This window comes from Pseudomonas sp. MONT-RG-20F-20-E-7-02 (assembly GCF_022662395.1).
Classification (GTDB): Bacteria; Pseudomonadota; Gammaproteobacteria; order Pseudomonadales; family Pseudomonadaceae; genus Aquipseudomonas.
This window is the reverse complement of the sequence record NZ_JAKNQN010000005.1, coordinates 147,310-171,900: the sequence shown is the minus strand read 5'-3', so window position 1 is coordinate 171,900 and position 24,591 is coordinate 147,310. Positions and strand designations below refer to the sequence as shown.

The following is a 24,591-nucleotide window of genomic DNA, read 5'->3' as shown; positions in this document are numbered from 1 at the left end:
ACCCTTTGTCGCGCCTAGTCTAAACACTGATCAATCCGCCGGTGGTACTGCCCCATGAACGCCAAGCGCCCAGTCTGCGCGGCGCCCGCCCTTGAAACGCCCGCGCCCGCCGCCGCCCAGAGCTACCAGTTTTGCAATCTTGAACACACAGAAGTCGCCAGCACTGCGTTGGCGGAAGAAGTGGCGTTGGCGATTGCCTACAACGACATCAGCCAGGCCGTGATGCTGGTGACGCCGACGGACCTTGAAGACTTCATTGTGGGCTTCAGCATCGGCAGCGGCATTATCGCCGACGTTAGCGACATTTATGATCTGAAACTCAGCGGTTCAGGCTCAACCCAGTACGCTCAGGTGCAGATATCGAGCCGCGCGTTCTGGAACCTCAAGCAGCAACGCCGCCAATTGGCCGGCACCAGCGGTTGCGGGTTATGCGGTGTTGAAGCGGTAGAACAAGCGCTACCGAATCTTGAAGTGCTGCCCGGCGCGCCATTGCCGCCCGCCGAATGGCTTGATGGCCTGCGCCAGCGCATCAGTGCTTTCCAGCCTTTGGGCCAATACAGCGGCGCGGTGCACGCAGCGGTGTTTATGAACAACCAGGGCGAATTGCTGATGGGCCGCGAAGACATCGGCCGGCATAACGCCTTGGATAAATTGATCGGTGCGCTGATCCGCCAAAAGATTCCGACCGACGGCGGCCTGGCGATTGTCACCAGCCGCTGCAGCCTCGAATTGATCCAAAAAGTTCTGCGCGCAGGCATCCAGACCTTGGTCAGCCTGTCGTCGCCCACCGGCCTGGCCCTGCAATGGGCTCGCCGGCACAACCTCAATCTCATCCACCTGCCGCAGAAAAGTGCGCCGCGGGTCTACAGCCCTGCGATGGAGAACCAGCCATGAGCCAGCATCATCAAGCCGACCAAACCCCGACCCCGCGCTATAAGCCCTACAAAGGCCCGGCGGGCGGCTGGGGTGCATTGATCAGCGTGGCGCAGGCCTGGCTGACCAGCGACAACGCGCTGAAAAACCTGCGCATGATGCTCAAGACCAACCAGAACGGCGGCTTCGACTGCCCGGGCTGCGCCTGGGGCGACTCGCCGGAAAGCGGCATGGTTAAGTTCTGCGAAAACGGCGCCAAGGCGGTCAACTGGGAAGCCACCAAACGTCGTGTGGACGCGGCATTTTTTGCCAAGCACAGCGTCACCGCGTTGCTGGAGCAGAGCGACTATTGGCTGGAATACCAGGGCCGCCTGACCGAGCCGATGCGGTATGACGCCGAGACCGACCGCTATCAGCCCATCAGCTGGGAAGCGGCGTTTGATCTGGTCGGCAAACACCTCAACGCCCTGCCAAGCCCGGACATGGCCGAGTTCTACACCTCGGGCCGCGCCAGCAACGAAGCGGCGTACCTGTATCAGTTGTTCGTACGCGCCTACGGCACCAACAACTTCCCGGACTGCTCGAACATGTGCCACGAAGCCAGCGGCGTAGCCCTGGCGCAAAGCGTGGGTGTGGGCAAAGGCACCGTGACCTTTGATGACTTCGAACACGCCGATGCAATTTTCGTGTGGGGCCAGAACCCCGGCACCAACCACCCGCGCATGCTCGAACCGCTGCGTGAAGCGGTTAAACGCGGCGCCCAGGTGGTGTGCATCAACCCGCTGAAAGAGCGTGGTTTGGAACGCTTCCAGCACCCGCAACACCCGCTGGAAATGCTCACCAACGGCGACAAACCGACCAACACCGCCTACTTCCGCCCGGCGTTGGGTGGCGACATGGCCATCCTGCGCGGCATGGCCAAATTCCTGTTGCTGTGGGAGCGCCAGGCCCAGGCCGAAGGCAAAGAGGCCGTGTTCGACCACGACTTCCTCAACGAACACACGGCTAATGTGCTGGATTACCTCGGCCAGATCGACGACACCTCGTGGGATGAAATCGTCTCGCAGTCCGGCCTGACCCTGGTGGAAATCGAGCAAGCGGCGCGCATGTACGCCAAAGGCAAAAACGTGATCATGTGCTGGGCGATGGGCATCACTCAGCATCGCCACTCGGTGCCGACCATCCAGGAAATCGCCAACCTGATGCTGCTGCGCGGCAACATCGGCCGCCCAGGCGCCGGCCTGTGCCCGGTGCGTGGCCACAGTAACGTGCAGGGCGACCGCACCATGGGCATCAACGAACGCCCACCGGTGGCGTTTCTCGATTCCCTGGAACGTCGCTTCCAGTTTCAGGTGCCGCGCCACAATGGCCACAACGTGGTCGAAGCGATCCACGCGATGCTGGAAGGCCGCTCCAAAGTGTTTATCGGCCTGGGCGGCAACTTCGCCCAAGCCACGCCGGACAGCCCGCGCACCTTTGAAGCATTGCGCAGCTGCGACCTGACCGTGCAGATCAGCACCAAGCTCAACCGCAGCCATTTGATGCACGGTAAAGACGCGCTGATCCTGCCGTGCCTGGGCCGTACCGACATCGATATCCAGGCCGACGGCCCGCAAGCCGTTACCGTGGAAGACTCGTTCAGCATGGTGCACGGCTCCAACGGTCAATTGCAGCCGCTGTCGAAGCTGATGAAATCCGAGCCGGCCATCCTGGCAGGCATTGCCGCCGCGACCCTGGGCAGCAAACCGGTGGATTGGAACTGGCTGGTGGCCGACTATGGGCGCATCCGCGACCTGATCGCCGACACCATTCCAGGCTTCAAAGACTTCAACGAGAAGATCAAAAACCCGGGCGGCTTCTACCTGGGCAACTCTGCTGGCGCACGCCGCTGGAATACCCCGTCGGGCCGCGCAAACTTCCGCCCGAACGTGCTGCCCAAGGACCTGATTCACGAACGCACCCACGCCACGGGCCGCGTGCCGGATTTGATCATGCAGTCGATGCGCTCCCACGATCAGTACAACACCACCATTTACGGCCTGGACGACCGCTACCGTGGCGTGAAAGGTCAGCGTGACGTGCTGTTCGTCAACGAAGCCGACATCATCCGCCTGGGCTTCAAGCCGGGGCAGAAGGCCGACATCGTGTCGCTGTGGGAAGACGGTCGTGAGCGCCGCGTCAAAGGCTTCACCTTGCTGGCATTTGATATTCCAGCGGGGCAGGCGGCGGCTTATTACCCGGAAGTGAACCCATTGGTGCCATTGGAAAGCACCGGGGATGGCAGCCATACGCCGACGTCGAAGTTTGTGGCGATTCGTTTGGAAGCGGCGAGCGCGACCGGCTTGATCATGGCGCGTTCGGCCTGACCGAGACCCGCTCGCCATAACAAGCCGCTCGCCATGACTAATAAAAATCCAAGGCACAAAAAAGGCCGCTTTTGCATAAAAGCGGCCGTTCCGAAGTAGTTAAAGACTCGCAAAAATGACTTAAGTTCCCTATACAAAACAGCAACTTAGCAAATTGTATACAACTCATACCACTGGTCGGTTTTCGATTGTCAGCGTATCGATACAACCTCAGGATCGCGCCGTCATCCTCTTGAGGTCTCTCTATGAAGTTCTCCTCGATTCTCTTGTTGTCCCTTGGCCTGGTCAGTGGCGCAGCCATGGCCGGTGGCACCACCGAAGCCGGTGTGGGCGGCGCATTGGGCGGGGTTTTAGGTTCGGTAGTGGGCCAGCAAATCGGTGGTAACACCGGTTCGGCCATCGGTGCAGCCCTGGGCGGCGCAGGCGGCAGTGCCGTTGGCGCCGACAAGCGCAGCCGTGGCGAAGCCGCTATTGGCGGCGCCCTCGGCGCAGCCGGTGGCAACGTGGTGGGCCGCAGCATGGGCGGCAACACCGGCAGCCTGATCGGCGCAGCCGCCGGCGGTGGCGCAGGCGGTGCGCTGGGCAACTACATGGGCAACAAGAGTGATGACGATGACCGCCGTTATCGCGGCCGGGATAACCGTCGCTATGACCGTGATGACCATCGTGGCCGCGGGCATGCGTATGGGCATCGCAAGAACAAGCACCACTACCGTCATCGGTAAGGTCTAGAGCACACTGCTGGACCAATGTGGGAGCGGGCTTGCCCGCGATAGCGTAGTGTCAGGGAGCACATCCAACCCTGACCCACCGTTATCGCAGGCAAGCCAGCTCCCACAGTGATTTTCGCCGATCACAAAAGTTGTATTACACCACCAACCGCTGCAGCGCCTCACGCAATCTCCCCGGAATCGTCACCGGCTGGTTCGACGCCCGGTCCACGAACACATGCACAAAGCGCCCCGCCGCGCAGGCGTCCTCCTCGCCAGACTTGAACACCGCCAACTCATACTGCACCGAGCTGTTGCCCAGCTTGCCCACCCGCAGGCCAATTTCCAGGCGATCAGGAAACGCGATCGACGCGAAGTAATCGCACGCCGAACTCACCACAAAGCCCACCACTTCCCCGTCATGAATATCCAAACCGCCCTCTTCAATCAGGTAGGTATTCACCGCCGTGTCGAAGAAGCTGTAGTAGGTCACGTTATTCACATGGCCATACACATCGTTGTCGTGCCAACGCGTGATGATCGGCTGGAAGTGACGGTAATCGGCGCGCAACGGCATAGAGTCAGGCATTCGCAGGTCTCGTCAAAGTGGGTTTATAGATCATTCAAATGGGCTTCAGCCCACTCACGCACCTCGGCGTAGGGGTAGTCCTCCAGCGCGGCAAAACCCGGAATGCCGCGCGCTTTGAGCTTGGTAAACAACGGCACGCTGATACCCCCCAGAAATCGCGTCAGCCGTTCCGCACCGGGCAGGCTCCCGGTGTGTTCATGATGCCTGTGGATAAAATCACCGCACAGCCCCATGAAGTTTTTATCCACAAGCGGCGGCAGGCTCGGAGGCGGCGGTAAGTGTGCAACCTGGCCATGGCACACCGAACAATGCCCGCAACGCTGGGGTGCCTGTTCATCACCAAAGTACTTGGCCAGACGCTGCCCAAGGCAATGTTCGGTGGCGAAAAGATCAAGCATGGCGTGAATCCGCGCCACCTCACCGACCTCGTGCTGCTTGAAGCCTGTGTATAACTCGGCGCTCAACGCCTGCGGGTCAAAATCGGCGTTCAACACGCTGTAGACCTCGGTCATCTGCTTGCTTTCCAGCTCGATCAGGCCCTGTTCCTGGAAGTAATCCAGCGCTTTAACCACACGGCTGCGCTCGGCATTGTGTTGCTGGTACAACGCGTCGAAATCCACGGTCGCCCAAGTCCTGGCGCGGTTGCACACCTGGATAATGGCCGCGACAAACTGCTGCCGTTCACCGGAAAAGCGCGCCAGCAAGGCCTCGGGTTCAATCAGGTACTTGAAGCGGTATTCGGCATAAAACGCGTAGCGCGGCGCGATCACACCCTTGAGCTCCAACTGCACCAGCAGGGTCTTCAGCGGCAGTTCGCGGATGTTGCTGTGGTCTGACAGCGACCTCAGCAAGAACTCCCACTGCGCCTCGCCCCGCGCAGCCTGCAACTCATTGAGCACACGAAGAATGCCCTCCTGCTCCGGCGTGTCGCCATACACAAAGTTTTCCAGCACATTGAGGCTGTCGCGGTTGGCCAGCACCAGGCAATCGGACGGCTGCCCGTCACGCCCGGCGCGGCCAATTTCCTGGCTGTAGTTCTCGATGGATTTAGGCAAGTCGAAGTGCACCACATTGCGGATGTCACTTTTATCGATGCCCATACCGAATGCGATGGTGGCGACGATGCAATTGGAGCGCCCGCCCATAAAGCGCTGCTGGATGCCCTCGCGCTTATCGTGGGGCAAACCGGCGTGATAGGCCTCGGCCTGGATGCCGTTGCGGTTCAAGTGTTCGGCAATCTGCTCGGCGGTTTTCTGCAGGGTGACGTAGACGATGCTCGGCTGGTTAGCGCGCTCGCTCATCCATTCGACCAGTCGCCGACGTTTGTCGTGGCCGCTCACCGGCTCTACCAGCAGGTTGAGATTGGGCCGGTAGAAGCCCGTGGTGATCACATCCTCCGGTGCAATGGCGAACTTCGCCTGCATGTCGGCAATCACCTTGGGCGTGGCTGTAGCCGTTAGCAACAAGGCTTGTGGGATATTGAACTGGCGCTGGTAGTCCGGCAGCTTCAAATAATCCGGACGGAAGTTGTGGCCCCACTCGGAAATACAGTGCGCCTCATCCACCACCAGCAGCGAGATCTGCACGCTTTGCAGAAAGTTACGGAAGCGCTCGTTCTTCAAACGCTCCACGGAAATCATCAGGATTTTCAACTCGCCCGAACGCGCACGGGCCATGACGTCATTGGCGTCTTCGCGGCTCTGCGCCGAATCGATACTGCCCGCCGAAATACCGTGGCGCTGCAGGAAACCCAGTTGGTCCTGCATCAACGCCAACAACGGCGACACCACCAGTGTCAGGTGCGGCAGCAGCACTGCAGACAGCTGATAACACAACGACTTGCCCGAGCCGGTAGGAAAGATAGCGGCGGCCGAACGACCGGCCAGTACGGCGCTGACCGCTTCTTCCTGGCCCAAACGAAACTGTGGATAACCAAAGACCTGTTGGAGGGTGTTGTGCATAAGCTGTCACTCCATTGACCGCTGAACGAGCCCAAAACATAGACCAGCACGCTCAGCGAATCGAGAAAGGTCGCAAGGAAAAAAGAGACAGGATGATACACAGGCTGGGGGATGGCCTTGGGCCGAAGTAGGATTGTTCACTCGATTTCGTGAGAAGAACACAAACCAAATGTGGGAGCTGGCTTGCCTGCGATGGCGGTGTATCAGTCGACCCAAGTATCAACTGAACCACCGACATCGCGGGCAAGCCCGCTCCCACATTTTTACTGCTGTGTTAAACCGGATCAGCGGTGTTGCCGGCTTTCTGATAGGCAAGGCCGAGGTTGCCGTAGGCCTTACCGAAGCCATTGTCCAGGTCGATGGCCTGGCGGAACAGGTCAATCGCCTGGTCGAGCTTGCCAGCTTGGTAGGCCGCCTCACCTTGCAGGTTCAGACGCTTCGCATCGGCCTGTGCGGAAGAGCTGACAGCCACAGCCGTGACCGCCACGCTGTCATCCAGCAACGGTTTTACTTCGTTGAGCAGATAATCCCCCACCGTCCCGTGAAGCCGTCATTGCCAAATAACGCGCCCGCGTCATGCATCTCACTGAAAGCAAATGATCGTTCGCTTCGCATGGGAATGATCTGAACCGTACCGACTTAAACCATGCGTTTATTGCTCCACACAGCGCTCACTTCTATGGTTCGCTCCGTCGCTGCAAATTAAGCGGCCGGGCTTGGTCACCCGAATAACAGCAGAGATAAACGTGCCAATTTATTTGGTGTATTTCTTTGAATTTGTATCGGAGTGCCCGTTATGGCAAACCCCAATTTCTCTGCCAATCGCTATCGTATTCTTAGCACCAACTTCACCGACACCCACCCTCTCATCATCGACACCGAAGCCTCCGCCGAAGACATCCAGTCCGCCGCACACCAGCGCATCCGCGCTGCCACCGACTTACTGGAAACCTTCACCTGCCTTACCTACGAACACGCCGACCTTAAAGACATCTCCCACATCGTTAATGCCTTGTACCTGCTTGTTCAGGATGGCTGTGATCTGCTGGAGGCATCGCAACACGTGCATCTGCAACCGACAGTCGATAAGCAAACACAACCAAGCCAGCCGCTGAGTTAAAAATGTGGGAGCTGGCTTGTCGAATCGTCGCGCCGGCTCCCCTATTTGATGGGCGCTGCTCAAAAAATCACTGTCAAACCGTAAATGCCGGAAAGCGCTGTGAGAAACCCTTAAATACGTCGTAGTCCTCTTCCTAAACTGCTTAAAACACCTGCTCAACCCTCTACATAACTCCCCGTTGTATGACGGAAACTAGCGCTCTCACAATTGCGCTGGCAAAAATCTGTGAACATCGAAAGGACTCAATACATCGGCCATTATGGCGTCACCTTCACGGTGATTCGTTTTACCGTGAAACCAAACAACGGGAATGAACTCGCCGAAAAAATCATTTCTGGCGCAGTCGCGCCCCCGATTGGAGTCATTTCCAGCCAAGCAGAATCGATGGTCGAAAATGCTATCAGCGATTTGATCTTCAACAGGCTCCGCAACTTTCATAGCGCAGACATCATTATCGGCCTGAAGGTGCAGGTCGGCGGGCATCGGCCCTCAGCGCTTGAGCCTCTCAATGCATGTGTACTCAGATGACTCATAGTGAATGGTTCTACCTGCAACTGGGCGCATTTTGGGCCGCCTCTCTAGTGTTTCACTACAAAATCACCGACTGCAGGCTCAGAAAACGCTTCGGCGTTGCGTTCATGCTAAGCGGGCTGATCCTATTATTTTGGCTACCCTACGTCGCCATCATCCTCGGCATTCAGCTACTTCCTCTGTTTCTATTCTTGCTAGGCTTAGAACTTTTCATCACCCGAAACAAATTCCGCCGACAACGCAACCATTCCCCTCACCCACTCCTGCGTGCCCCCACCATGAACCTCGCCCCCAACTTCCCCGAAGACCCGGTCATGCAGCAGCTTCTGCAATTGCTGCACGAAGAAATCGGCCTGCCGAAACACAAGACCCTTCGTCTTGAAACCTCGCTCAACTTCGACCTCGGCTGCGACCGCGCCGAGGCCAAGCAATTCATGGAAGCGCTGGAGCAGGACTTTGCCGTCGACCTGGGCGACTACGACGCTTATCGTTACTTCCAGCCGCCGGTGTTCGATGTGTTCCTCAAGCGCCGCGCCAAGGGCCGGGGCGATAAGATCCCGCTGACCATCGGCATGCTCTACCTGGCTATCAAAACCCATAGCTGGGACACGCAAACCCTGGAAAACCTCAGCTGATCCCAAGAACACTGAGGTTCAAATGGGTTCTGCGTTAATCTGGCCAATTACTGACATAACAAGGACTGTACATGGACGTATTAATGGGCCTGCTGGCCGCCCTGCTCTGGGGTGGCACGGATTTCCTCGTGGGCCTCAATGCCCGCGCCGTCGGCGTTAAACGCGCGGTGTACTTCGGCCAAGCCCTTGGCTTTTTGATCATGACGTTGCTGCTGGTCATCTTCCCGACGTTCCTGTTCAAATCCCTGAATGCCCCGTTGAGCGTCTGGCTCCTGGGCATCACCGCCGCCCTGCTCACCGTCTCCGGCGCCCTCGCGCTGTCCAAGGCCTTCGCCCTTGGCAAAGCAGCCATCGTCGCGCCGCTGGTGACGTCCTACGGCGTCGTCACCACGCTGCTGTCCTGGGCCAGCGGCGAACATATCAGCCTGACTCAACTCGGCTGCATTGGCCTGTGCGTCATCGGCGTCATCCTCTCCAGCCTCCACAAGGACGACGGCGTTCCCCACAACAACCCACGCCTGTCCATCGCCTACGCCATGCTTGCCGCGCTGCTCTACGGCACCAGCTTCTGGCTGCAGGGCCGCTACACATTGCCCGCGTTGGGGCCGATCACCATGTTGTGGCTGGGTTACCTCGTAGGCCTGTGCGTGCTGGTGGTGATGGTGCTGAAGATCGAAGATGGCCTGAAGATTCCGCCGCTGAAAAACTGCGCGACATTGACCGGCGCGAGCCTGATGAACCTCGGCGGGTTCTCGGCGTTTTCGTGGGGAGCGATGGCGGGGTCGGTTTCGGTGGTTACGGTGATCAGTACGTTGTCAGGCGGGATTGCGGCGATTCTTGGCTTTGTGTTTTTCAAGGAGCGGTTGTCGGCGGTGCAGGTGCTGGGGGTGGTGTTGGTATTGGTGGGCGCCGTGGTTTTGCACATCGCCGACTAACCCTGCGCGCATAAAAAAGCCGCCCAATTGGGGCGGCTTTTTCACAACAACCGAACCTTACAACTTAGGCCCAGCCGCCTTGATCGCATCGCTCACTTCAAACTTCTTGAAGTTTTCGATGAACAGACCGGCCAGCGCTTTCGCCGCTTCGTCGTAGGCCGCTTTGTCAGCCCAGGTATTACGTGGGTTCAACAGGCCAGTTTCAACGCCCGGTACGGCCAGTGGCACGTCGAGGTTGATGGTGTCGAGGTGTTCGGTTTCAGCACCGATCAACGCGCCGCTCTGGATTGCAGCGATGACGCCGCGAGTGGTCGGGATGTTGAAGCGTTTGCCGACGCCGTAGCCGCCGCCGGTCCAGCCGGTGTTGACCAGGTAAACCTTGGAGCCGAAGCCGCGTACGCGCTTGATCAGCAGTTCTGCGTATTCACCGGCCGGGCGTGGGAAGAATGGCGCGCCGAAGCAGGTGGAGAAGGTCGACTTGATGCCGCTGCCGGAACCCATTTCAGTCGAGCCCACCAGAGCGGTGTAGCCAGACAGGAAGTGGTAGGCCGCTTGTTCTTCACTGAGGATGGACACTGGCGGCAGTACGCCGGTCAGGTCGCAAGTCAGGAAGATCACCGCGTTAGGCTCGCCGCCCAGGTTCTTCTCGGAACGCTTGGCAACGTGTTCCAGCGGGTACGCGGCGCGGCTGTTCTGGGTCAGGCTGACGTCGGTGTAATCGGCGTGCTTGGCGTCGTCGATCACCACGTTTTCGAGCACGGTGCCGTGCTTGATGGCTTTCCAGATAACCGGCTCGTTCTTCTCGGAGAGGTCGATGCACTTGGCATAGCAACCGCCTTCGATGTTGAACACCACGCCTTCGCCCCAGCCGTGTTCGTCGTCACCGATCAGGTAACGGCTCTCGTCGGCCGACAGCGTGGTTTTACCGGTGCCCGACAGACCGAAGAACAGGGTCACGTCGCCTGCTTCGCCGATGTTGGCGGCGCAGTGCATTGGCAGCACGTCAGCAGCCGGCAGCAGGAAGTTCTGCACCGAGAACATGGCTTTTTTCATTTCACCGGCGTAGCGCATGCCGGCGATCAGGACTTTTTTCTGTGCGAAGTTGAGAATCACGCAACCGTCGGAGTTGGTGCCGTCACGCTCTGGCACGCACTCGAAATTGGCCACGTTAAGCACTTGCCATTCATCACGGCCGGCCGGGTTGTACTGGGCCGGGTTGATGAACAGGCAACGACCGAACAGGTTCTGCCAGGCAGTCTGGGTGGTCATTTTTACGGCCAAGTAGTGGTCTTCGGCAGCCCCTACGTGAACATGGGAAACGAAATGCTCTTGCGCGTTGTTGAAGGCCTCGACGCGAGCCCACAGCGCATCGAACTTGTCGGCCGGGAACTTGCGGTTGATTGGGCCCCAGGCAATTGCGTCCTGGGTGGAAGGCTCTTCAACGATGAAGCGGTCGACCGGCGAACGACCGGTACGGTGACCGGTTTCTACGACCAGCGCGCCAGTATCGGCAAGCACGCCTTCACCGCGCTGCAGGGCTTCTTTAACCAGATCGTCAACACTCAGATCGGTGTATACGGCGTTGTTGGCTTGCGTCATGAGGTTCCCCGTCGGCCTATGGCCGAGTGCTCCAAACGTTTTGTAGTAGAAAGTTGCGCACTACTACCGCGAAAAAAGTGGGCCGGATTATGCCAGAAAAGCCCAAAAAGAGTAGGGCCCTCCCGTCAGAACTGCGCTAATCCGGCGTTTGTCAGGTGATTTACCTGTGCTTAAACGTTTTAGTGGCGGGTGTCAGAAGGGGTGTCGATGCCTGCGCCGGCGAATAATTGGGCTACATCGGCCGCATCGAACAGGTAACGCTGGTTGCAGAACTGGCAGTCGATCTCGATATTGCCACCGTGTTCCACCACCAGATTCTGCGCATCTTCCAGGCCCAGGCTGACCAAGGCATTCGCCGAGCGCTCGCGCGAGCAGCTGCAACGGAAGCGCAGGCCCTGTGCGTCGAACAGGCGCACGGCCTCTTCGTGGTACAGGCGATGCAGAATGGTTTCGTTGTCCAGACCCAGCAGCTCTTCCGCGGTCAGGGTGCCGGCCAGGGCAGTCAGTTTGCGCCAGCTGTCGGTGCGCTCATCGTCATCCTTGATGCAATCGGCCGGCAGTTGCTGCAGCAGCAGGCCACGGGCGCGTTTGCCGTCGGCGTTGAGCCAGAACTTGGTGCCGACCTGCTGGGACATCACGAAATAGTTGGTGAAGCAGTCAGACAGGGTTTCGCCGTCGAGGTCGACGATGCCTTGGTAGCGTTGGCCTTCAGTCGGGTCGACGGTAATCGCCAGCACGCCGTTGGCCATCAGGTCGGACAAGGTCGCGTCCGGCGCGATGCGGTCGGCGTCGTAACGGGCCAGGCCGCGGATTTCGCGCTCGCTGGAGCACTCGATCATCAGCATCGGCACCGGGCCTTCGGAACGCGCCTGCAAAATCAGCAAACCGTCGAACTTCATGGTGCCCACCAGCAGCGATGCCGCCGCCATCAGCTCACCGAGCAGCTGCGCGACCGGCTCCGGATAGGGATGCTTGGCAAGGACTTCGGCATAGCTGCGCTCCAGCGAGACCAGTTCGCCGCGGGCGTCGTTCTCGTCGAAGATGAAGCGTTGGGTGAAGTCGGTATCCGGTAGATCAGTCATAGGTCTGGGTATCTGAATTGATGACAAATTGATTACAAGGTTTATAAAATTAACCGCTTTAGCACCATATTGGTGCGGCTTTCTCCTGGAAACGGAGAGCTAAATAGAGCGAAGAGGGACAGTTTATGAACAATCCGGGTTTGTTCCAAGCCAAGTGGAACCTCCGGCGATGGGCTCTGTGCAATCTACTCGCTATCGGCCTGCTGTGTTTTTGGCTGTGGCCCACGGGCCAGATGCTGTGTGTGATTTTCGACGAATGGCTGTTCCATCTGCTTAATGATCCGCTGGCAAGCAATTCGGCATGGCTGCATGTGTGGGCTGTCGCCAGCTTGCGGCCATTTGACGCGGTGGTCGGGGTGATTCTGCTGGCGCTGTTGATTCGCGGTGACTGGGTGTTTAAAGCGGTGCAGGTGCGCCAGGCATTCTTTGGCTTCTTGGGCATTCTGCTGTTGCTGCTGTTCATCCGCATGCTGTTTTCCAAACTCGCGGCGCAGATGGGCTGGCAGCACAGCAGCCCGTCGATGGTGATCAGCGGAGCCATTCATATGAGTGACTACTTCCCAGGGCTTGAGAAAACCTGGGAACTGAAGGACCGTTCAAGCCAGAGCTTCCCCGGCGATCATGCTTCGGTACTGCTGATTTGGGGCATGTTCATGACGGTGTTTGCCAAGCGCATAGCCCAGGTGCTGGTGATCTGGGGTTTGGCGCTGCTGTTCATGATGCCGCGGCTGGTAGCGGGCGCGCATTGGGGGCAGGACGATTACATCGGCGGCGTGTTGCTGGCGCTGTTGGCACTGGGCTGGGGTTATTACACGCCGTTTGCGGCGAAGGTGTCCGGTGCGTTGTTGCGGGTGACGGCGCCGATCTTCGGGTTGCTGGGCAAGCTGCCGGTGGTCGGGCGATTGAGCGTGATGCGCGCCGCCGCGTAACGCAGTAGATTCCTGTGGGAGCTGGCTTGCCTGCGATAGCGGTGTATCAGCGAATGAGAGACTGGCAGAGCTGACGCTATCGCAGGCAAGCCAGCTCCCACTTTTGAAACTCCCTCGTACTGGAAATGTGCGCAATCAATCGTCATTGCCGCTGCCGCGAAACTTGAACAAATCGCGGCGCTGTTTCTTGCTCGGCTTGCCATCGGTGGTCATGCCGGTGGCACCGGCCTTGCGCATGGCCGCCGCGTTTTCGCGCTTGGCAATGCTGGCTTCGGTCTCGGTGTACAGCGCCTGCGCCTCGGGTGCACCACGGCGCACAACGGAAAGCGCCTGCACCACCACGGTCTTTTCATCAAACCCTGCACGAATCTGCAGTTCATCACCGACGCGCGGTTCCTTGCCCGGCTTGCAGCGTTCGCCGCGATGGTGCACCTTGCCGCTCTCGATGGCGGCCTTGGCCAAGGCACGGGTTTTAAAGAAACGCGCCGCCCACAGCCACTTGTCCAAACGGACTTTTTCTTCCTCTTCCTGCTTTTGAGCCACTTGAATTCCTCGCTCTGAAAAATGTCGCAACTTTACCGTTGAAGCTCTTCGACGCATAAACCCCAACGCTCACCTAAGATACGCCAGGCACCACCCTGTTTTCGCGAGGATACGCTGTGACCGACTTCCCCACTTCACTCACCTCGCCCAATCAGCGCTGCGTGGGTTGCCAGCAAAGCGAACCCCTGGGTTTCGATTTTGCGTTCGCCTATCAGCCTATCGTAGACCTTCGCGACCATTCGATCTTCGCCCATGAAGCGTTGGTGCGCGGCCCTCACGGCGAAGGCGCGTTGTCGGTGCTGGATCAAGTCAACGAAACCAACCGTTACCGCTTCGACCAGCGTTGTCGCACCCAGGCGATTGCCGGGGCCGCAGCCTTGGGGATGCAAACCCATCTGTCGATCAACTTCATGCCCAATGCCGTGTACCGACCGGAACTGTGCATTCGAAGCACCCTGGAGGCAGCCCGGGCGCACAACTTTCCGCTCAACCAGCTGATTTTCGAGACGCTTGAAAGCGAGCACGTAGATAACTATCGCCATTTGACCAATATTCTGCGTGAATACCGCGAATTCGGCTTCAAGACCGCCATCGACGATTTCGGCGCGGGCTATTCGGGGCTGAACCTGCTGGCCGATTTCCAACCTGACTTGATCAAACTCGACATGGCGCTGATTCGCGATGTCGACAAGGATCGTGTCCGCCAGGTCATCGTTCAGGGGATTGTCACAATCTGTGAGCAGTTGGGCGTTACTGTCATTGCCGAAGGCATCGAAAGTGCCGGCGAGCGCGACTTCCTGTCCGACTGCGGAATATTTCTGATGCAGGGTTATTGGTTCGCCAAGCCTGCATTCAAAGCCCTGGCCGAGGTTCCACCTCACGCCTGGGCGAACTGATCGGTTACCCATATTGAAGACATTTGACCATTTGACCGTTGTGGGTCTGCGTGAGTGGGTGGCACTTCCCGATTTGGGAGTAGCAGGCCTGCGCGCCAAGATCGACACCGGCGCCAGCACCTCAAGCCTGCACGCCACCGATATCGAGCCGTTTGAGCGCGATGGTGAGAAGTGGGTGCGCTTTACCGCGCACCTGGGCAGCGTGGTGCAACTGCGTCACCGTCGCTGCGAAGCGCCCCTGGTGACGATGAAAACCATCAAGAGCTCCAACGGTCATGCGCAGGTGCGCTATGTGATCAGCACAACGCTGGCGTTGGGTGATCGGGTGTGGCGGGTGGAGTTCACCCTCGCCTGCCGCAAAGCCATGCGTTACCGCCTGTTGCTGGGCTCCAAGGCGTTGATTGACGGCCACCTGGTGGTCAATCCCGGCGTCAAATACGTTCAAGACAAGCCGGTGTTCCCGGTCTCTACTATTTCTGCCCCAGGTGCTGCATGAAGATTGCTGTGCTGTCGCGAAACCCGCGTCTGTATTCCACCCGCCGCCTGGTCGAGGCCGGCACCGAACGTGGCCACGAAATGGTGGTGATCGACACGTTGCGTGCCTACATGAACATTGCCAGCCACAAGCCGCAGATCCATTACCGGGGCAAGCCGCTGGAAGGCTTCGATGCGGTAATCCCGCGTATCGGCGCCTCAGTGACGTTTTATGGCTGCGCGGTGTTGCGCCAGTTTGAAATGATGGGCGTTTTTCCCCTGAATGAATCGGTGGCCATCGCTCGCTCGCGGGACAAGCTGCGTTCGCTGCAACTGCTGTCGCGTCGCGGCATCGGCCTGCCGGTGACGGGCTTTGCCCACTCCCCCGACGACATCCCCGACCTGATCGACATGGTTAACGGCGCGCCGCTGGTGATCAAAGTGCTCGAAGGCACCCAAGGCATCGGCGTGGTGCTGTGTGAAACCGCAACCGCGGCGGAATCGGTGATCGAGGCATTCATGGGTCTCAAGCAGAACATCATGGTGCAGGAATACATCAAGGAAGCCGGCGGTGCGGATATCCGCTGCTTCGTGGTGGGTGACAAGGTGATTGCGGCAATGAAGCGCCAGGCCAAGCCGGGGGAGTTCCGTTCCAACCTGCACCGTGGCGGCAGCGCCAGCCTGATCAAGATCACCCCGGAAGAACGCATGACCGCGCTGCGGGCGGCCAAGGTAATGGGGCTGGCCGTAGCGGGTGTGGATATCTTGCGCTCCAACCACGGGCCGTTGGTGATGGAGGTGAACTCATCGCCAGGGCTTGAAGGGATTGAGACCACCACCGGGAAGGATGTGGCGGGGATCATCATTCAGCATCTGGAGAAGAATGGTGGGCCGAATATGACCCGGACGAAGGGTAAGGGCTGATACACACTCAACCTGCCCGGCAACACGAAACAATTGTGGGAGCTGGCTTGCCTGCGATAGCGGTGGCCCAATCAACAGCGATGTTGAATGTGCCGCCCTCATCGCAGGCAAGCCAGCTCCCACATTTGATTTTAGTTATTGGTTAAACCGCGTCTCTCGGCAGCATCAAGCCAAGCGGCAACCGCACGCGCGCTTCCAGGCCGCCCTCTTCGCGGTTGCGCAGTTCAACATTGCCGCCATGCATCGAGGCAATCCGCCGCACAATCGCCAGGCCCAAGCCTGTGCCCTTGCCACCGCGAGCTCGATCGCCACGGGTGAACGGGTTGAAAATCCCTTCCAGTTCCGCCGGGTCGATGCCCGTGCCACGGTCCATCACGCTCAGCACCACATACGGCGCAGCACTGTCGCCGGACACATACGCTGCCACTTCCACATCGGAACCGGCATGGTGCAAGGCATTGCCGATCAGGTTGTTCAACAGGCGCTTCATCGACACCCGGCGCAACGCGAACGGCTGGATCGGCTCCAGGCGCATACGCACTTGTTCGCCGTTCTGGTTGTAGGGCGCCACGACCTCACGCACCAAGTCCGTGAGATCGACTTCTTCCACGACCTCATCGCGGCCATCACGGATGAACGCCAGGAACTGATCGAGAATCGCGTCCATGTCCTCGATGTCACGCACCATGTCATCGGTCAGGTCGTTATGGTTGCCCATCAATTCCAGGGACAGCCGCAACCGCGTCAACGGCGTGCGCAGGTCGTGGGACACGCCCGCCAGCATCAGCTCGCGCTCGCGGCCGGCCTGCTCGACATCTTCGGCCATCTGGTTGAAGGCGCCGTACACTTCGGTCATCTCACTGGGCGTGTCGCTGACCGGCAGGCGCACACTGCGGCCCTGCCCCAGTTGGCGTGCTGCGAATACCAGGCGTTTGAGCGGTTGGTTAAGCTGACGCACGAAAATCCACGCAGACGCCGTTGAAAGCAGCCCGATGGCGAGGAACCAGCCCAGCACGTTCCAGATCTTCTGCCCACGCAACGGGTGCGGGTACAGCGGCACTTTCAGCCAATCCTGCCCCAGGCTCGGTGCCCGCACCCATAACGCCGGTGACACATGCATACGCAGCCGCACCTCGGTGTCTTCACCCAGTTCGGCCTGCATCTGGCGCTGGTAAATCTCACTGTAAGGCCAATGCTGCTCGCCTTCCGGCACCCCTGCGCCGGCCACACGCACCAGGGTGGCGGCCTTGGCGATCTTTTCGCGGTTCTCTGGGTCGGCCGCCCAATAGGCGCGCAGCGTCAGGGCGACACCGTGGCTGTACTGCCTGTCTACCAGCACGTCTTCGTTCATCAACAGATAAACCAGCGTCAGCGCCTTGGAAAACAGAACGACGATCAGCACCAGCCAAAGGGTGCGTGAGAAGAAACTTTGCGGGAACCACAACGGGGTTTTCATAGGAGACTGCCAGACAGCTTGCAGAAACGAGCGGCGCTCGCAGAAATGCAGACGCCGGGCAGCCCGTTGACCCTTATGGAGTCAAACGCCGGGCTGCCCGCGCCTGCAAATCATCGATTACTTGGTTGCAGTGCCATCCGGCACAAACACATAGCCCACGCCCCACACCGTCTGGATATAACGCGGCTTGGACGGATCCGGCTCGATCATGCGGCGCAGACGGGAAATCTGCACGTCGATGGAGCGCTCCAGGGCGTCCCATTCCCGACCACGGGCCAGGTTCATCAGCTTATCGCGCGTCAGCGGTTGGCGAGCGTTCATCACCAGAGCCTTGAGCACGGCGAATTCGCCGGTGGTCAGCATGTGCACTTCTTCGCCACGCTTGAGCTCACGGGTCGCCAGCGACAGTTCGTAGTCGCCAAAGGTGACGCTTTCATCTTCGCTGCCTGGCGCGCCCGGGACCGGGGCAGCCTGGCGGCGCAATACGGCTTTGACCCGTGCCATCAGCTCGTCCGGATTGAACGGCTTGGCCAGGTAGTCATCAGCGCCCAGCTCAAGGCCCTTGATGCGGCTCAACTCATCGCCCTTGGCGGTGAGCATGATGATTGGAATCTGGTTGTTCGCACCGCGCAGGCGCTTGCAGGCGGTGAGGCCGTCTTCGCCGGGCAGCATCAGGTCGAGCACGACCAGATTGAACACTTCACGCCCCAACAGGCGGTCCATCTGCTCGGTGTTCGGCACCGCGCGGGCACGGTAGCCCTTGGAGTTGAAGAAACGCTCCAGCAGGCTGCTCAGCCCCGGATCGTCGTCAACGATGAGAATTTTTTCGCCTTCAGCAGTTTGTGCAGTGCTGCTCATTAGATGCTCCTCTTATCTCGGCGCGCATTATGGCGTAGCTGCCGTTATACGCACCGTGTGCATTGTTAGCAGATTTTTCCTCTACCGCCAGCGAACCCTTACCCTGCAACCTGCGGCGCATTCCCCACCCGAGGCGGAACGCTGGTTATAATGCGCCGCCTTTGTGCAGGGCAATGTCAGACTTTACTGCTTACTGCCTTATTCGTTTTTTTCAGCGGCGGGCAGCAAATTTCCGATTTCGAGGGTCAATAGGCAGCCTCTTGACCCAGGCAGCGGCGCCAGACGGGCCGCTCAACCAGCCTCGCAAGGCCTTGTTTTCCGGGCCTGCGAGCTGCTTTCAGAATTTCAGGTGGTTTTATGGACAGCATCAACAGCCGCATCGCCGAGGAACTCGGTGTACGCCCCCAACAGGTCGAAGCGGCCGTCGCTCTACTGGATGAGGGCTCCACGGTGCCCTTCATCGCCCGTTACCGTAAAGAAGTGACCGGCAGCCTCGACGACACCCAGTTGCGTCACCTGGAAGAGCGCCTGCGCTACCTGCGAGAACTCGACGAACGGCGTATCAGCATCCTCGCCAGCATCGAGGAACAAGGCAAGCTGACCCCGCAACTGGAACGCGACATCAAGCTCGCCGACACCAAGACGCGCCTCGAAGACCTTTACCTGCCGTACAAACAGAAGCGCCGCACCAAGGGCCAGATCGCCCTGGAAGCCGGGCTGGGCGACCTGGCCGACGGCCTGTTCAACGACCCGTCGCTGACCCCGGAAACCGAAGCCGCGCGCTTCATCGACGCAGAGAAAGGCGTCGCCGACGTCAAGGCCGCCCTCGAAGGCGCCAAGTACATCCTGATGGAGCGCTTCGCCGAGAACGCCGGCCTGCTGGAAAAACTGCGCACCTACCTCAAGCAGGAAGCCACCCTCAGCGCCCGCGTCATCGCCGGCAAAGAGGAAGAAGGCGCCAAGTTCCGCGACTATTTCGAACACGACGAACCGCTCAAGAGCATGCCGTCCCACCGTGCGCTGGCGATTTTCCGCGGCCGCAACGAAGGCATTCTCAGCTCCGCATTGAAAGTCGGTGACGAGCTGCCGGGCACCATGCACCCTTGCGAAGGCATGATCGGTCAACAATTCGGCATCCAGAATCAGAACCGTCCTGCGGATAAATGGCTCGGTGAAGTCGTGCGCTGGACCTGGAAGGTCAAGCTCTACACCCATCTGGAAACCGACCTGCTCGGCGAACTGCGCGACGGCGCCGAAACCGAGGCGATCAACGTTTTCGCCCACAACCTGCATGACCTGCTTCTGGCCGCCCCGGCCGGCCCGCGCGCAACCCTGGGCCTCGACCCCGGCCTGCGCACCGGCTGCAAGGTCGCGGTGGTCGACTCCACCGGCAAACTGCTCGACCACGCCACCGTGTACCCACACGTGCCGCACAACAAGTGGGATCAGACCCTGGCCATCCTGGCTGCACTGTGCGCCAAGCATTCGGTGGACCTGATCGCCATCGGCAACGGCACCGCCAGCCGTGAAACCGACAAGTTGGCCGCCGAGCTGATCAAAAAATACCCAGCCATGAAGATGACCAAGGTGATGGTCTCCGAGGCCGGCGCGTCGGTGTACTCCGCCTCGGAACTGGCTTCCAAGGAATTCCCGGACCTCGACGTGTCGATCCGTGGCGCCGTCTCCATCGCTCGTCGCCTGCAGGATCCGCTGGCCGAACTGGTGAAGATCGACCCTAAATCCATCGGCGTCGGCCAGTACCAGCACGACGTGTCGCAGCTGAAACTGGCGCGCGGCCTGGACGCGGTGGTGGAAGACTGCGTGAACAAGGTCGGCGTGGACGTGAACACCGCCTCGGTGGCACTGCTGGCCCGTATCTCCGGCCTGAACACCACACTGGCGCAGAACATCGTCACTCACCGTGACGAAAACGGCGCGTTCAAAACCCGCGCGGCGCTGAAAAAAGTCGCTCGCCTGGGTGAAAAAACCTTTGAACAGGCGGCCGGCTTCCTGCGTGTGATGAACGGCGACAACCCGCTGGACGCCTCGGCGGTTCACCCGGAAGCCTACCCGCTGGTGCAACGCATTGCCGCCGAGACCGACCGCGATATCCGCTCGCTGATCGGCGACGCCGCGTTCCTCAAGCGCCTGGATCCCAAGAAGTACACCGACGAAACCTTCGGCGTGCCGACCATCACCGACATCCTGCAAGAGCTGGAAAAACCTGGCCGCGACCCGCGTCCCGAGTTCAAGACCGCCGAGTTCCAGGACGGCGTCGAAGACCTCAAGGACCTGCAGCTGGGCATGATCCTCGAAGGCGTGGTCACCAACGTGACCAACTTCGGCGCCTTTGTGGACATCGGCGTGCATCAGGACGGTTTGGTGCATATCTCTGCGCTTTCGGAGAAGTTCATCAAAGACCCACGCGAAGCGGTGAAAGCCGGTGATGTGGTCAAGGTCAAGGTGATGGAAGTTGATATCCCGCGCAAACGCGTGGGCCTGTCGATGCGCATGAGCGACACCCCCGGCGAGAAAATCGACGGTGCCCGTGGCGCACGCCCAGGTTCGGCGCCGCGTCAGTCGCAAAACAACGCGCCACGCAAAGAAACCGCCACCGCAGCGCCGAGCAACAACGCCATGGCGTCGCTGTTTGCCAATGCCAAACAGTTGAAGAAACGTTGATGGAAATCCCGGCCGGTTTGACCCAGAGCGCGTTCAGCGAACTGATCGGCTGCCGCCTGCAACGCCTTGAAGAAGGCGTTGCCGAGGTGGCCCTGACCCTGGAGCCGCACCTGCGCAACCGCGCGGGCAAGCTCCACGGCGGGGCAATTTTCAGCCTGGTGGACATCACCATGGGTCTGGCCTGTTCCAGTGCCCATGGTTTCGACCAGCAGAGCGCGACCATCGAGTGCAAAATCAACTATATCCGCGCCGTGTCGGATGGCGATGTGTTGTGCACCAGCCGCGTGATTCACGCTGGCCGACGTACGTTGGTGGTGGAGGCGGACGTGTTTCAGGACGAAAAACTGGTCGCAAAAGCACAAGGCACCTTCGCTGTCCTATAGCTCCCCGCCCTCGATTTGAGTTAATTTCGGCGCTGCGACAACAGCGTCGGAATTTTCTTGCTGCGCTATAGCCCAATTCATGGAGTGAAGTAGGCTTTTCCAAAGCGGGTCAAATCGACTCAAAACCAGGCGATAACGCCAGTTTCAACTTCACCCTTGTAGACCGTCCTGCCCACCCCCATATTGGGGCGACTGACGCGTGAAGGAATCCAACTTGAGCGAACTTCTCAACCGCCGCCTGGCCTTGCTCGGCAAGCGCGAACACCTCTCCCTGCTAGAGCAGTGCTTGCACGGCATCGAGCGCGAATGCCTACGCGTCACCGGTGAGGGTCGCCTGGCACAAACGCCGCACCCCGAAGCCTTGGGCGCCGCGCTGACCAACGAATTGATCACCACCGACTACTCGGAATCGCTGCTGGAGTTCATCACTCCCGCCCTGCCCAACCCGGCCGATACCCTGAGCAGCCTGGACAAGATCCATCGCTTTGCCTACAGCAAGCTCGGCAACGAGTACCTGTGGAGCCCTTCGATGCCGTGCCCATTGCCGGCCGAAGAAGATATTCCGATTGCCTACTACGGCACCTCCAATATCGGCCAGCTCAAGTACGTGTACCGCAAGGGCCTGGCCCTGCGCTACGGCAAGACCATGCAGTGCATTGCCGGCATCCACTACAATTTTTCGCTGCCGGAAGAGTTGTGGCCGCTGCTCAAGGAGACTGAAGGTTTCGTCGGCACCGATCGCGACTACCAGTCCACAGCCTATATCGCGCTGATCCGTAACTTCCGCCGCTACAGCTGGCTTTTGATGTACCTGTTCGGTGCCTCACCGGCCCTGGACGCCGGCTTCCTGCGCGGTCGTTCGCACCAGTTGGAAGTGCTCGACGCCGACACGCTGTACCTGCCGTACGCCACCAGCCTGCGCATGAGCGACCTGGGTTACCAGAGCAACGCCCAGGCTGGCCTGACGCCGTGCTACAACGATTTGAGCAGCTACACCGACAGCCTGCGCGAAGCGGTGGCAACGCCCTACGCGCCCTACGTAGAAGTCGGCACCCATAAGGACGGTGAGTGGGTTCAGCTCAACACCAACATCCTGCAGATCGAAAACGAGTACTACTCCAACATCCGCCCCAAACGTGTGACTTACACCGGCGAGCGGCCGATCCAGGCGCTGATGGCGCGTGGCATCCAGTACATCGAAGTGCGTTGCCTGGACATCAACCCGTTCCTGCCGATGGGCATCGACCTGCCGGAGTCGCGTTTCCTCGATGCGTTCCTGCTGTATTGCGCGCTGAACGACAGCCCGCTGTTCGCCAACAACGAGTGCGGCAACGCCACCTCCAACTTCCTCAGTGTGGTCAAGGAAGGCCGTCGCCCAGGCCTGCAGTTGCAGCGTCAGGGCCAGCCTGTGGACATGAAGGAATGGGCCACCGAGTTGCTGGAGCAGATTGCGCCGTTGGCGGCGTTGCTGGATGAGAGCCACGGCATCACCGAGCACAGCCAGGCGCTGGACGCCCAACTGGCGAAGGTCAAGGATTCGTCCCTGACGCCGTCGGCCCAGGTGTTGGCGGCAATGGCCGAGCGCAAGGAGAGTTTTGCGCAGTTCTCCCTGCACCAGAGCGAGGTGCATGCCGAGTACTTCCGTAAGGAGCCGTTGGCGGCTGAAGAGCAGGCGCGTTTTGAAACGTTGGCGCGCACTTCGCTGGCGCAGCAGGCGGAGCTGGAACAGAACGAAGTCGGCGATTTTGATGTGTTTGTCGGGTCGTATCAGGCGAGCATTCTGGCGATCAGCAACTAAGCACCACGCCTTCTGTGGTGCCTGGTTTGTGTGGGAGCTGGCTTGCCTGCGATGCAAACACCTCGGTGTATCAGTGATACCCAGGTGATGCTATCGCAGGCAAGCCAGCTCCCACATTTACCCTCTTTGATTTGAACATCTGCTTTCACTCTTCTTCTAATAAGCTAATTCGAAAATGTTATTTATTTTCGGATTCTTAGATCATTTAGTCTCCTCACACGCCGACCCTCGGCCGCCTGATTGAGGAGCTTCCCCTTGAAACTGTTAACCCCTCTGCGCCTCTTGGCCGCATTGTCCCTGGCCGGTGCCAGCCTGTTTGCCCAGGCGGCGGATGTAACCATCGCTTACCAGACCACCGTGGACCCGGCGAAAGTCGCCCAGGCCGACGGCGCGTACGAAAAAGCCACCCACGCCAAAATCGACTGGCGCAAATTCGACAATGGCGCCGACATCATCGCCGCCATCGCCTCCGGTGATGTGCAGATCGGCTACCTCGGTTCCAGCCCCCTGACCGCAGCTGTCACTCGCAAAGTCCCGGTGGAAACCTTCCTCGTCGCCACCCAGATCGGCGGCGCCGAAGCCCTGGTGGCGCGCAACGGTTCGGGGATCAACAGCCCGCAGGACCTGATCGGCAAAAAGATCGCCGTGCCGTTCGTGTCCACCGGCCACTACAGCCTGCTGGCCGCGCTGAAGCACTGGAACATCGACCCCTCGAAAGTGACCATCCTCAACCTCGCGCCACCGGCAATCATCGCCGCCTGGAAACGCGGTGATATCGACGCCACCTACGTGTGGGACCCAGCCCTGGGCGTGGCCAAGGAAAACGGCAAGGTGCTGATCACCTCCGGCGAGCTGGCCAAGTTCGGCGCGCCGACCTTCGACGCCTGGATCGTGCGCAAAGACTTCGCCGAGAAACACCCGGAAATCGTCACCGCCTTCGCCAAGGTCACGCTGGATGCCTACGCCGCGTACCGCAAAGACCCACAAGCCTGGCTCGCCGACAAAGGCAACGTCGAAAAACTGGTGAAACTCTCCGGCGCCAAGGCCAGTGACATCCCACTGCTGCTGCAAGGCAACGTCTACCCGCTGGCCGCTGACCAAGTAACCCTGCTGGGCGCACCGACCACCAAGGCTGTGACTGACACCGCCGCGTTCCTCAAGGAACAAGGCAAGGTCGACGCCGTGCTGCCGGACTACGCCCCTTACGTCAGTGCCAAGTTCATCACCAACTGATTTAAGGAGTTCAT

Annotated in this window: 22 protein-coding genes and 1 pseudogene; 15 read left to right on the top strand and 8 right to left on the bottom strand. The window is 59.7% G+C overall.

The annotated features are described in order from the left end of the window. Positions 1–54: 54 nt before the first annotated feature. The 3 genes from fdhD to L8I05_RS16465 all read left to right on the top strand — a co-directional run bounded on the left by fdhD (position 55) and on the right by L8I05_RS16465 (position 3,964). Positions 55–894, top strand: coding sequence for a formate dehydrogenase accessory sulfurtransferase FdhD (fdhD, locus tag L8I05_RS16475; protein ID WP_242170262.1), 840 nt, complete (start codon positions 55–57; stop codon positions 892–894). Then, positions 891–3,239 carry an FdhF/YdeP family oxidoreductase gene (locus L8I05_RS16470; protein WP_242170259.1) on the top strand — a complete coding sequence of 783 codons (2,349 nt, stop codon included), beginning with the start codon at positions 891–893 and terminating at the stop codon, positions 3,237–3,239. The genes fdhD and L8I05_RS16470 overlap by 4 nt, the downstream gene beginning before the upstream one ends. 245 nt (positions 3,240–3,484) lie before the next feature. Further along, positions 3,485–3,964, top strand: a complete 480-nt coding sequence (locus tag L8I05_RS16465; RefSeq protein WP_012721700.1) for a YMGG-like glycine zipper-containing protein — start codon at positions 3,485–3,487, stop codon at positions 3,962–3,964. Between the two features lie 142 nt (positions 3,965–4,106). On the opposite strand, the gene L8I05_RS16460 is transcribed toward L8I05_RS16465, so the two are convergent. The 3 genes and pseudogenes from L8I05_RS16460 to L8I05_RS16450 form a co-directional block, all read right to left on the bottom strand. Then, complete coding sequence (locus L8I05_RS16460; protein WP_177017223.1) at positions 4,107–4,538, bottom strand: thioesterase family protein; 432 nt, start codon at positions 4,536–4,538, stop codon at positions 4,107–4,109. Positions 4,539–4,561: 23 nt separating this feature from the next. Then, entirely contained in the window at positions 4,562–6,499 is a 1,938-nt protein-coding gene (locus tag L8I05_RS16455) for a RecQ family ATP-dependent DNA helicase (protein ID WP_242170257.1), read from the bottom strand. A 283-nt stretch (positions 6,500–6,782) separates the two neighbouring features. Next, positions 6,783–7,022: pseudogene (locus L8I05_RS16450) on the bottom strand (tetratricopeptide repeat protein); the annotation flags it as partial. Positions 7,023–7,295: 273 nt separating this feature from the next. Between L8I05_RS16450 and L8I05_RS16445 the strand changes: the two are divergent. The 4 genes from L8I05_RS16445 to L8I05_RS16430 all read left to right on the top strand — a co-directional run bounded on the left by L8I05_RS16445 (position 7,296) and on the right by L8I05_RS16430 (position 9,720). After that, a complete protein-coding gene (locus L8I05_RS16445; RefSeq protein ID WP_242170255.1) occupies positions 7,296–7,619 on the top strand; it encodes a hypothetical protein in 324 nt (107 codons plus the stop codon). Between the two features lie 225 nt (positions 7,620–7,844). Continuing rightward, positions 7,845–8,147: a hypothetical protein gene (locus L8I05_RS16440; RefSeq protein ID WP_242170253.1), complete on the top strand. Its 303-nt coding sequence runs from the start codon at positions 7,845–7,847 to the stop codon at positions 8,145–8,147. A gap of 281 nt (positions 8,148–8,428) precedes the next feature. Continuing rightward, positions 8,429–8,785 (top strand): DUF1493 family protein, encoded by a 357-nt coding sequence (locus L8I05_RS16435; RefSeq protein ID WP_106577415.1) that lies wholly within the window; start codon positions 8,429–8,431, stop codon positions 8,783–8,785. A gap of 71 nt (positions 8,786–8,856) precedes the next feature. After that, positions 8,857–9,720, top strand: coding sequence for a DMT family transporter (locus L8I05_RS16430; RefSeq protein WP_242170251.1), 864 nt, complete (start codon positions 8,857–8,859; stop codon positions 9,718–9,720). A 57-nt stretch (positions 9,721–9,777) separates the two neighbouring features. On the opposite strand, the gene L8I05_RS16425 is transcribed toward L8I05_RS16430, so the two are convergent. Next, positions 9,778–11,319: a phosphoenolpyruvate carboxykinase gene (locus L8I05_RS16425; protein WP_159953666.1), complete on the bottom strand. Its 1,542-nt coding sequence runs from the start codon at positions 11,317–11,319 to the stop codon at positions 9,778–9,780. Between the two features lie 179 nt (positions 11,320–11,498). After that, positions 11,499–12,401 (bottom strand): Hsp33 family molecular chaperone HslO, encoded by a 903-nt coding sequence (hslO, locus tag L8I05_RS16420; RefSeq protein WP_242170250.1) that lies wholly within the window; start codon positions 12,399–12,401, stop codon positions 11,499–11,501. 125 nt (positions 12,402–12,526) lie between these two features. Between hslO and L8I05_RS16415 the strand changes: the two genes are divergently transcribed. Further along, complete coding sequence (locus L8I05_RS16415; protein ID WP_242170247.1) at positions 12,527–13,330, top strand: phosphatase PAP2 family protein; 804 nt, start codon at positions 12,527–12,529, stop codon at positions 13,328–13,330. A 135-nt stretch (positions 13,331–13,465) separates the two neighbouring features. Here the strand turns inward: L8I05_RS16415 and L8I05_RS16410 are convergent, their stop codons facing one another. Beyond that, complete coding sequence (locus L8I05_RS16410; RefSeq protein WP_053255749.1) at positions 13,466–13,873, bottom strand: S4 domain-containing protein; 408 nt, start codon at positions 13,871–13,873, stop codon at positions 13,466–13,468. Between the two features lie 116 nt (positions 13,874–13,989). On the opposite strand from L8I05_RS16410, the gene L8I05_RS16405 reads away from it, so the two are divergent. Genes L8I05_RS16405 through rimK form a run of 3 tightly spaced genes read left to right on the top strand, consistent with a single transcriptional unit; the run spans position 13,990 to position 16,167 of the window. Further along, positions 13,990–14,769: an EAL domain-containing protein gene (locus L8I05_RS16405; RefSeq protein WP_197626015.1), complete on the top strand. Its 780-nt coding sequence runs from the start codon at positions 13,990–13,992 to the stop codon at positions 14,767–14,769. Positions 14,770–14,800: 31 nt separating this feature from the next. Beyond that, positions 14,801–15,265: an ATP-dependent zinc protease gene (locus L8I05_RS16400; protein ID WP_174245656.1), complete on the top strand. Its 465-nt coding sequence runs from the start codon at positions 14,801–14,803 to the stop codon at positions 15,263–15,265. Then, entirely contained in the window at positions 15,262–16,167 is a 906-nt protein-coding gene (rimK, locus tag L8I05_RS16395) for a 30S ribosomal protein S6--L-glutamate ligase (protein WP_025855543.1), read from the top strand. The genes L8I05_RS16400 and rimK overlap by 4 nt, the downstream gene beginning before the upstream one ends. Before the next feature lie 142 nt (positions 16,168–16,309). Here rimK and L8I05_RS16390 read toward each other — a convergent pair whose 3' ends face one another. Continuing rightward, positions 16,310–17,623: an ATP-binding protein gene (locus L8I05_RS16390; protein WP_159953661.1), complete on the bottom strand. Its 1,314-nt coding sequence runs from the start codon at positions 17,621–17,623 to the stop codon at positions 16,310–16,312. 117 nt (positions 17,624–17,740) lie between these two features. Beyond that, complete coding sequence (gene ompR / locus L8I05_RS16385; RefSeq protein ID WP_053255745.1) at positions 17,741–18,481, bottom strand: two-component system response regulator OmpR; 741 nt, start codon at positions 18,479–18,481, stop codon at positions 17,741–17,743. A 357-nt stretch (positions 18,482–18,838) separates the two neighbouring features. On the opposite strand from ompR, the gene L8I05_RS16380 reads away from it, so the two are divergent. The 4 genes from L8I05_RS16380 (at position 18,839) to tauA (ending at position 24,577) form a co-directional block, all read left to right on the top strand. After that, complete coding sequence (locus L8I05_RS16380; protein ID WP_159953660.1) at positions 18,839–21,163, top strand: Tex family protein; 2,325 nt, start codon at positions 18,839–18,841, stop codon at positions 21,161–21,163. Next, entirely contained in the window at positions 21,163–21,546 is a 384-nt protein-coding gene (locus tag L8I05_RS16375; RefSeq protein ID WP_159953659.1) for a PaaI family thioesterase, read from the top strand. Before L8I05_RS16380 ends, L8I05_RS16375 begins: the two co-directional genes overlap by 1 nt. A 214-nt stretch (positions 21,547–21,760) precedes the next feature. Further along, positions 21,761–23,344 carry a glutamate--cysteine ligase gene (gshA, locus tag L8I05_RS16370; protein ID WP_177017215.1) on the top strand — a complete coding sequence of 528 codons (1,584 nt, stop codon included), beginning with the start codon at positions 21,761–21,763 and terminating at the stop codon, positions 23,342–23,344. Positions 23,345–23,599: 255 nt separating this feature from the next. Beyond that, on the top strand, positions 23,600–24,577 hold the full coding sequence (gene tauA, locus L8I05_RS16365; RefSeq protein WP_242170245.1) for a taurine ABC transporter substrate-binding protein: 978 nt from the start codon (positions 23,600–23,602) through the stop codon (positions 24,575–24,577). Positions 24,578–24,591 lie beyond the last annotated feature (14 nt).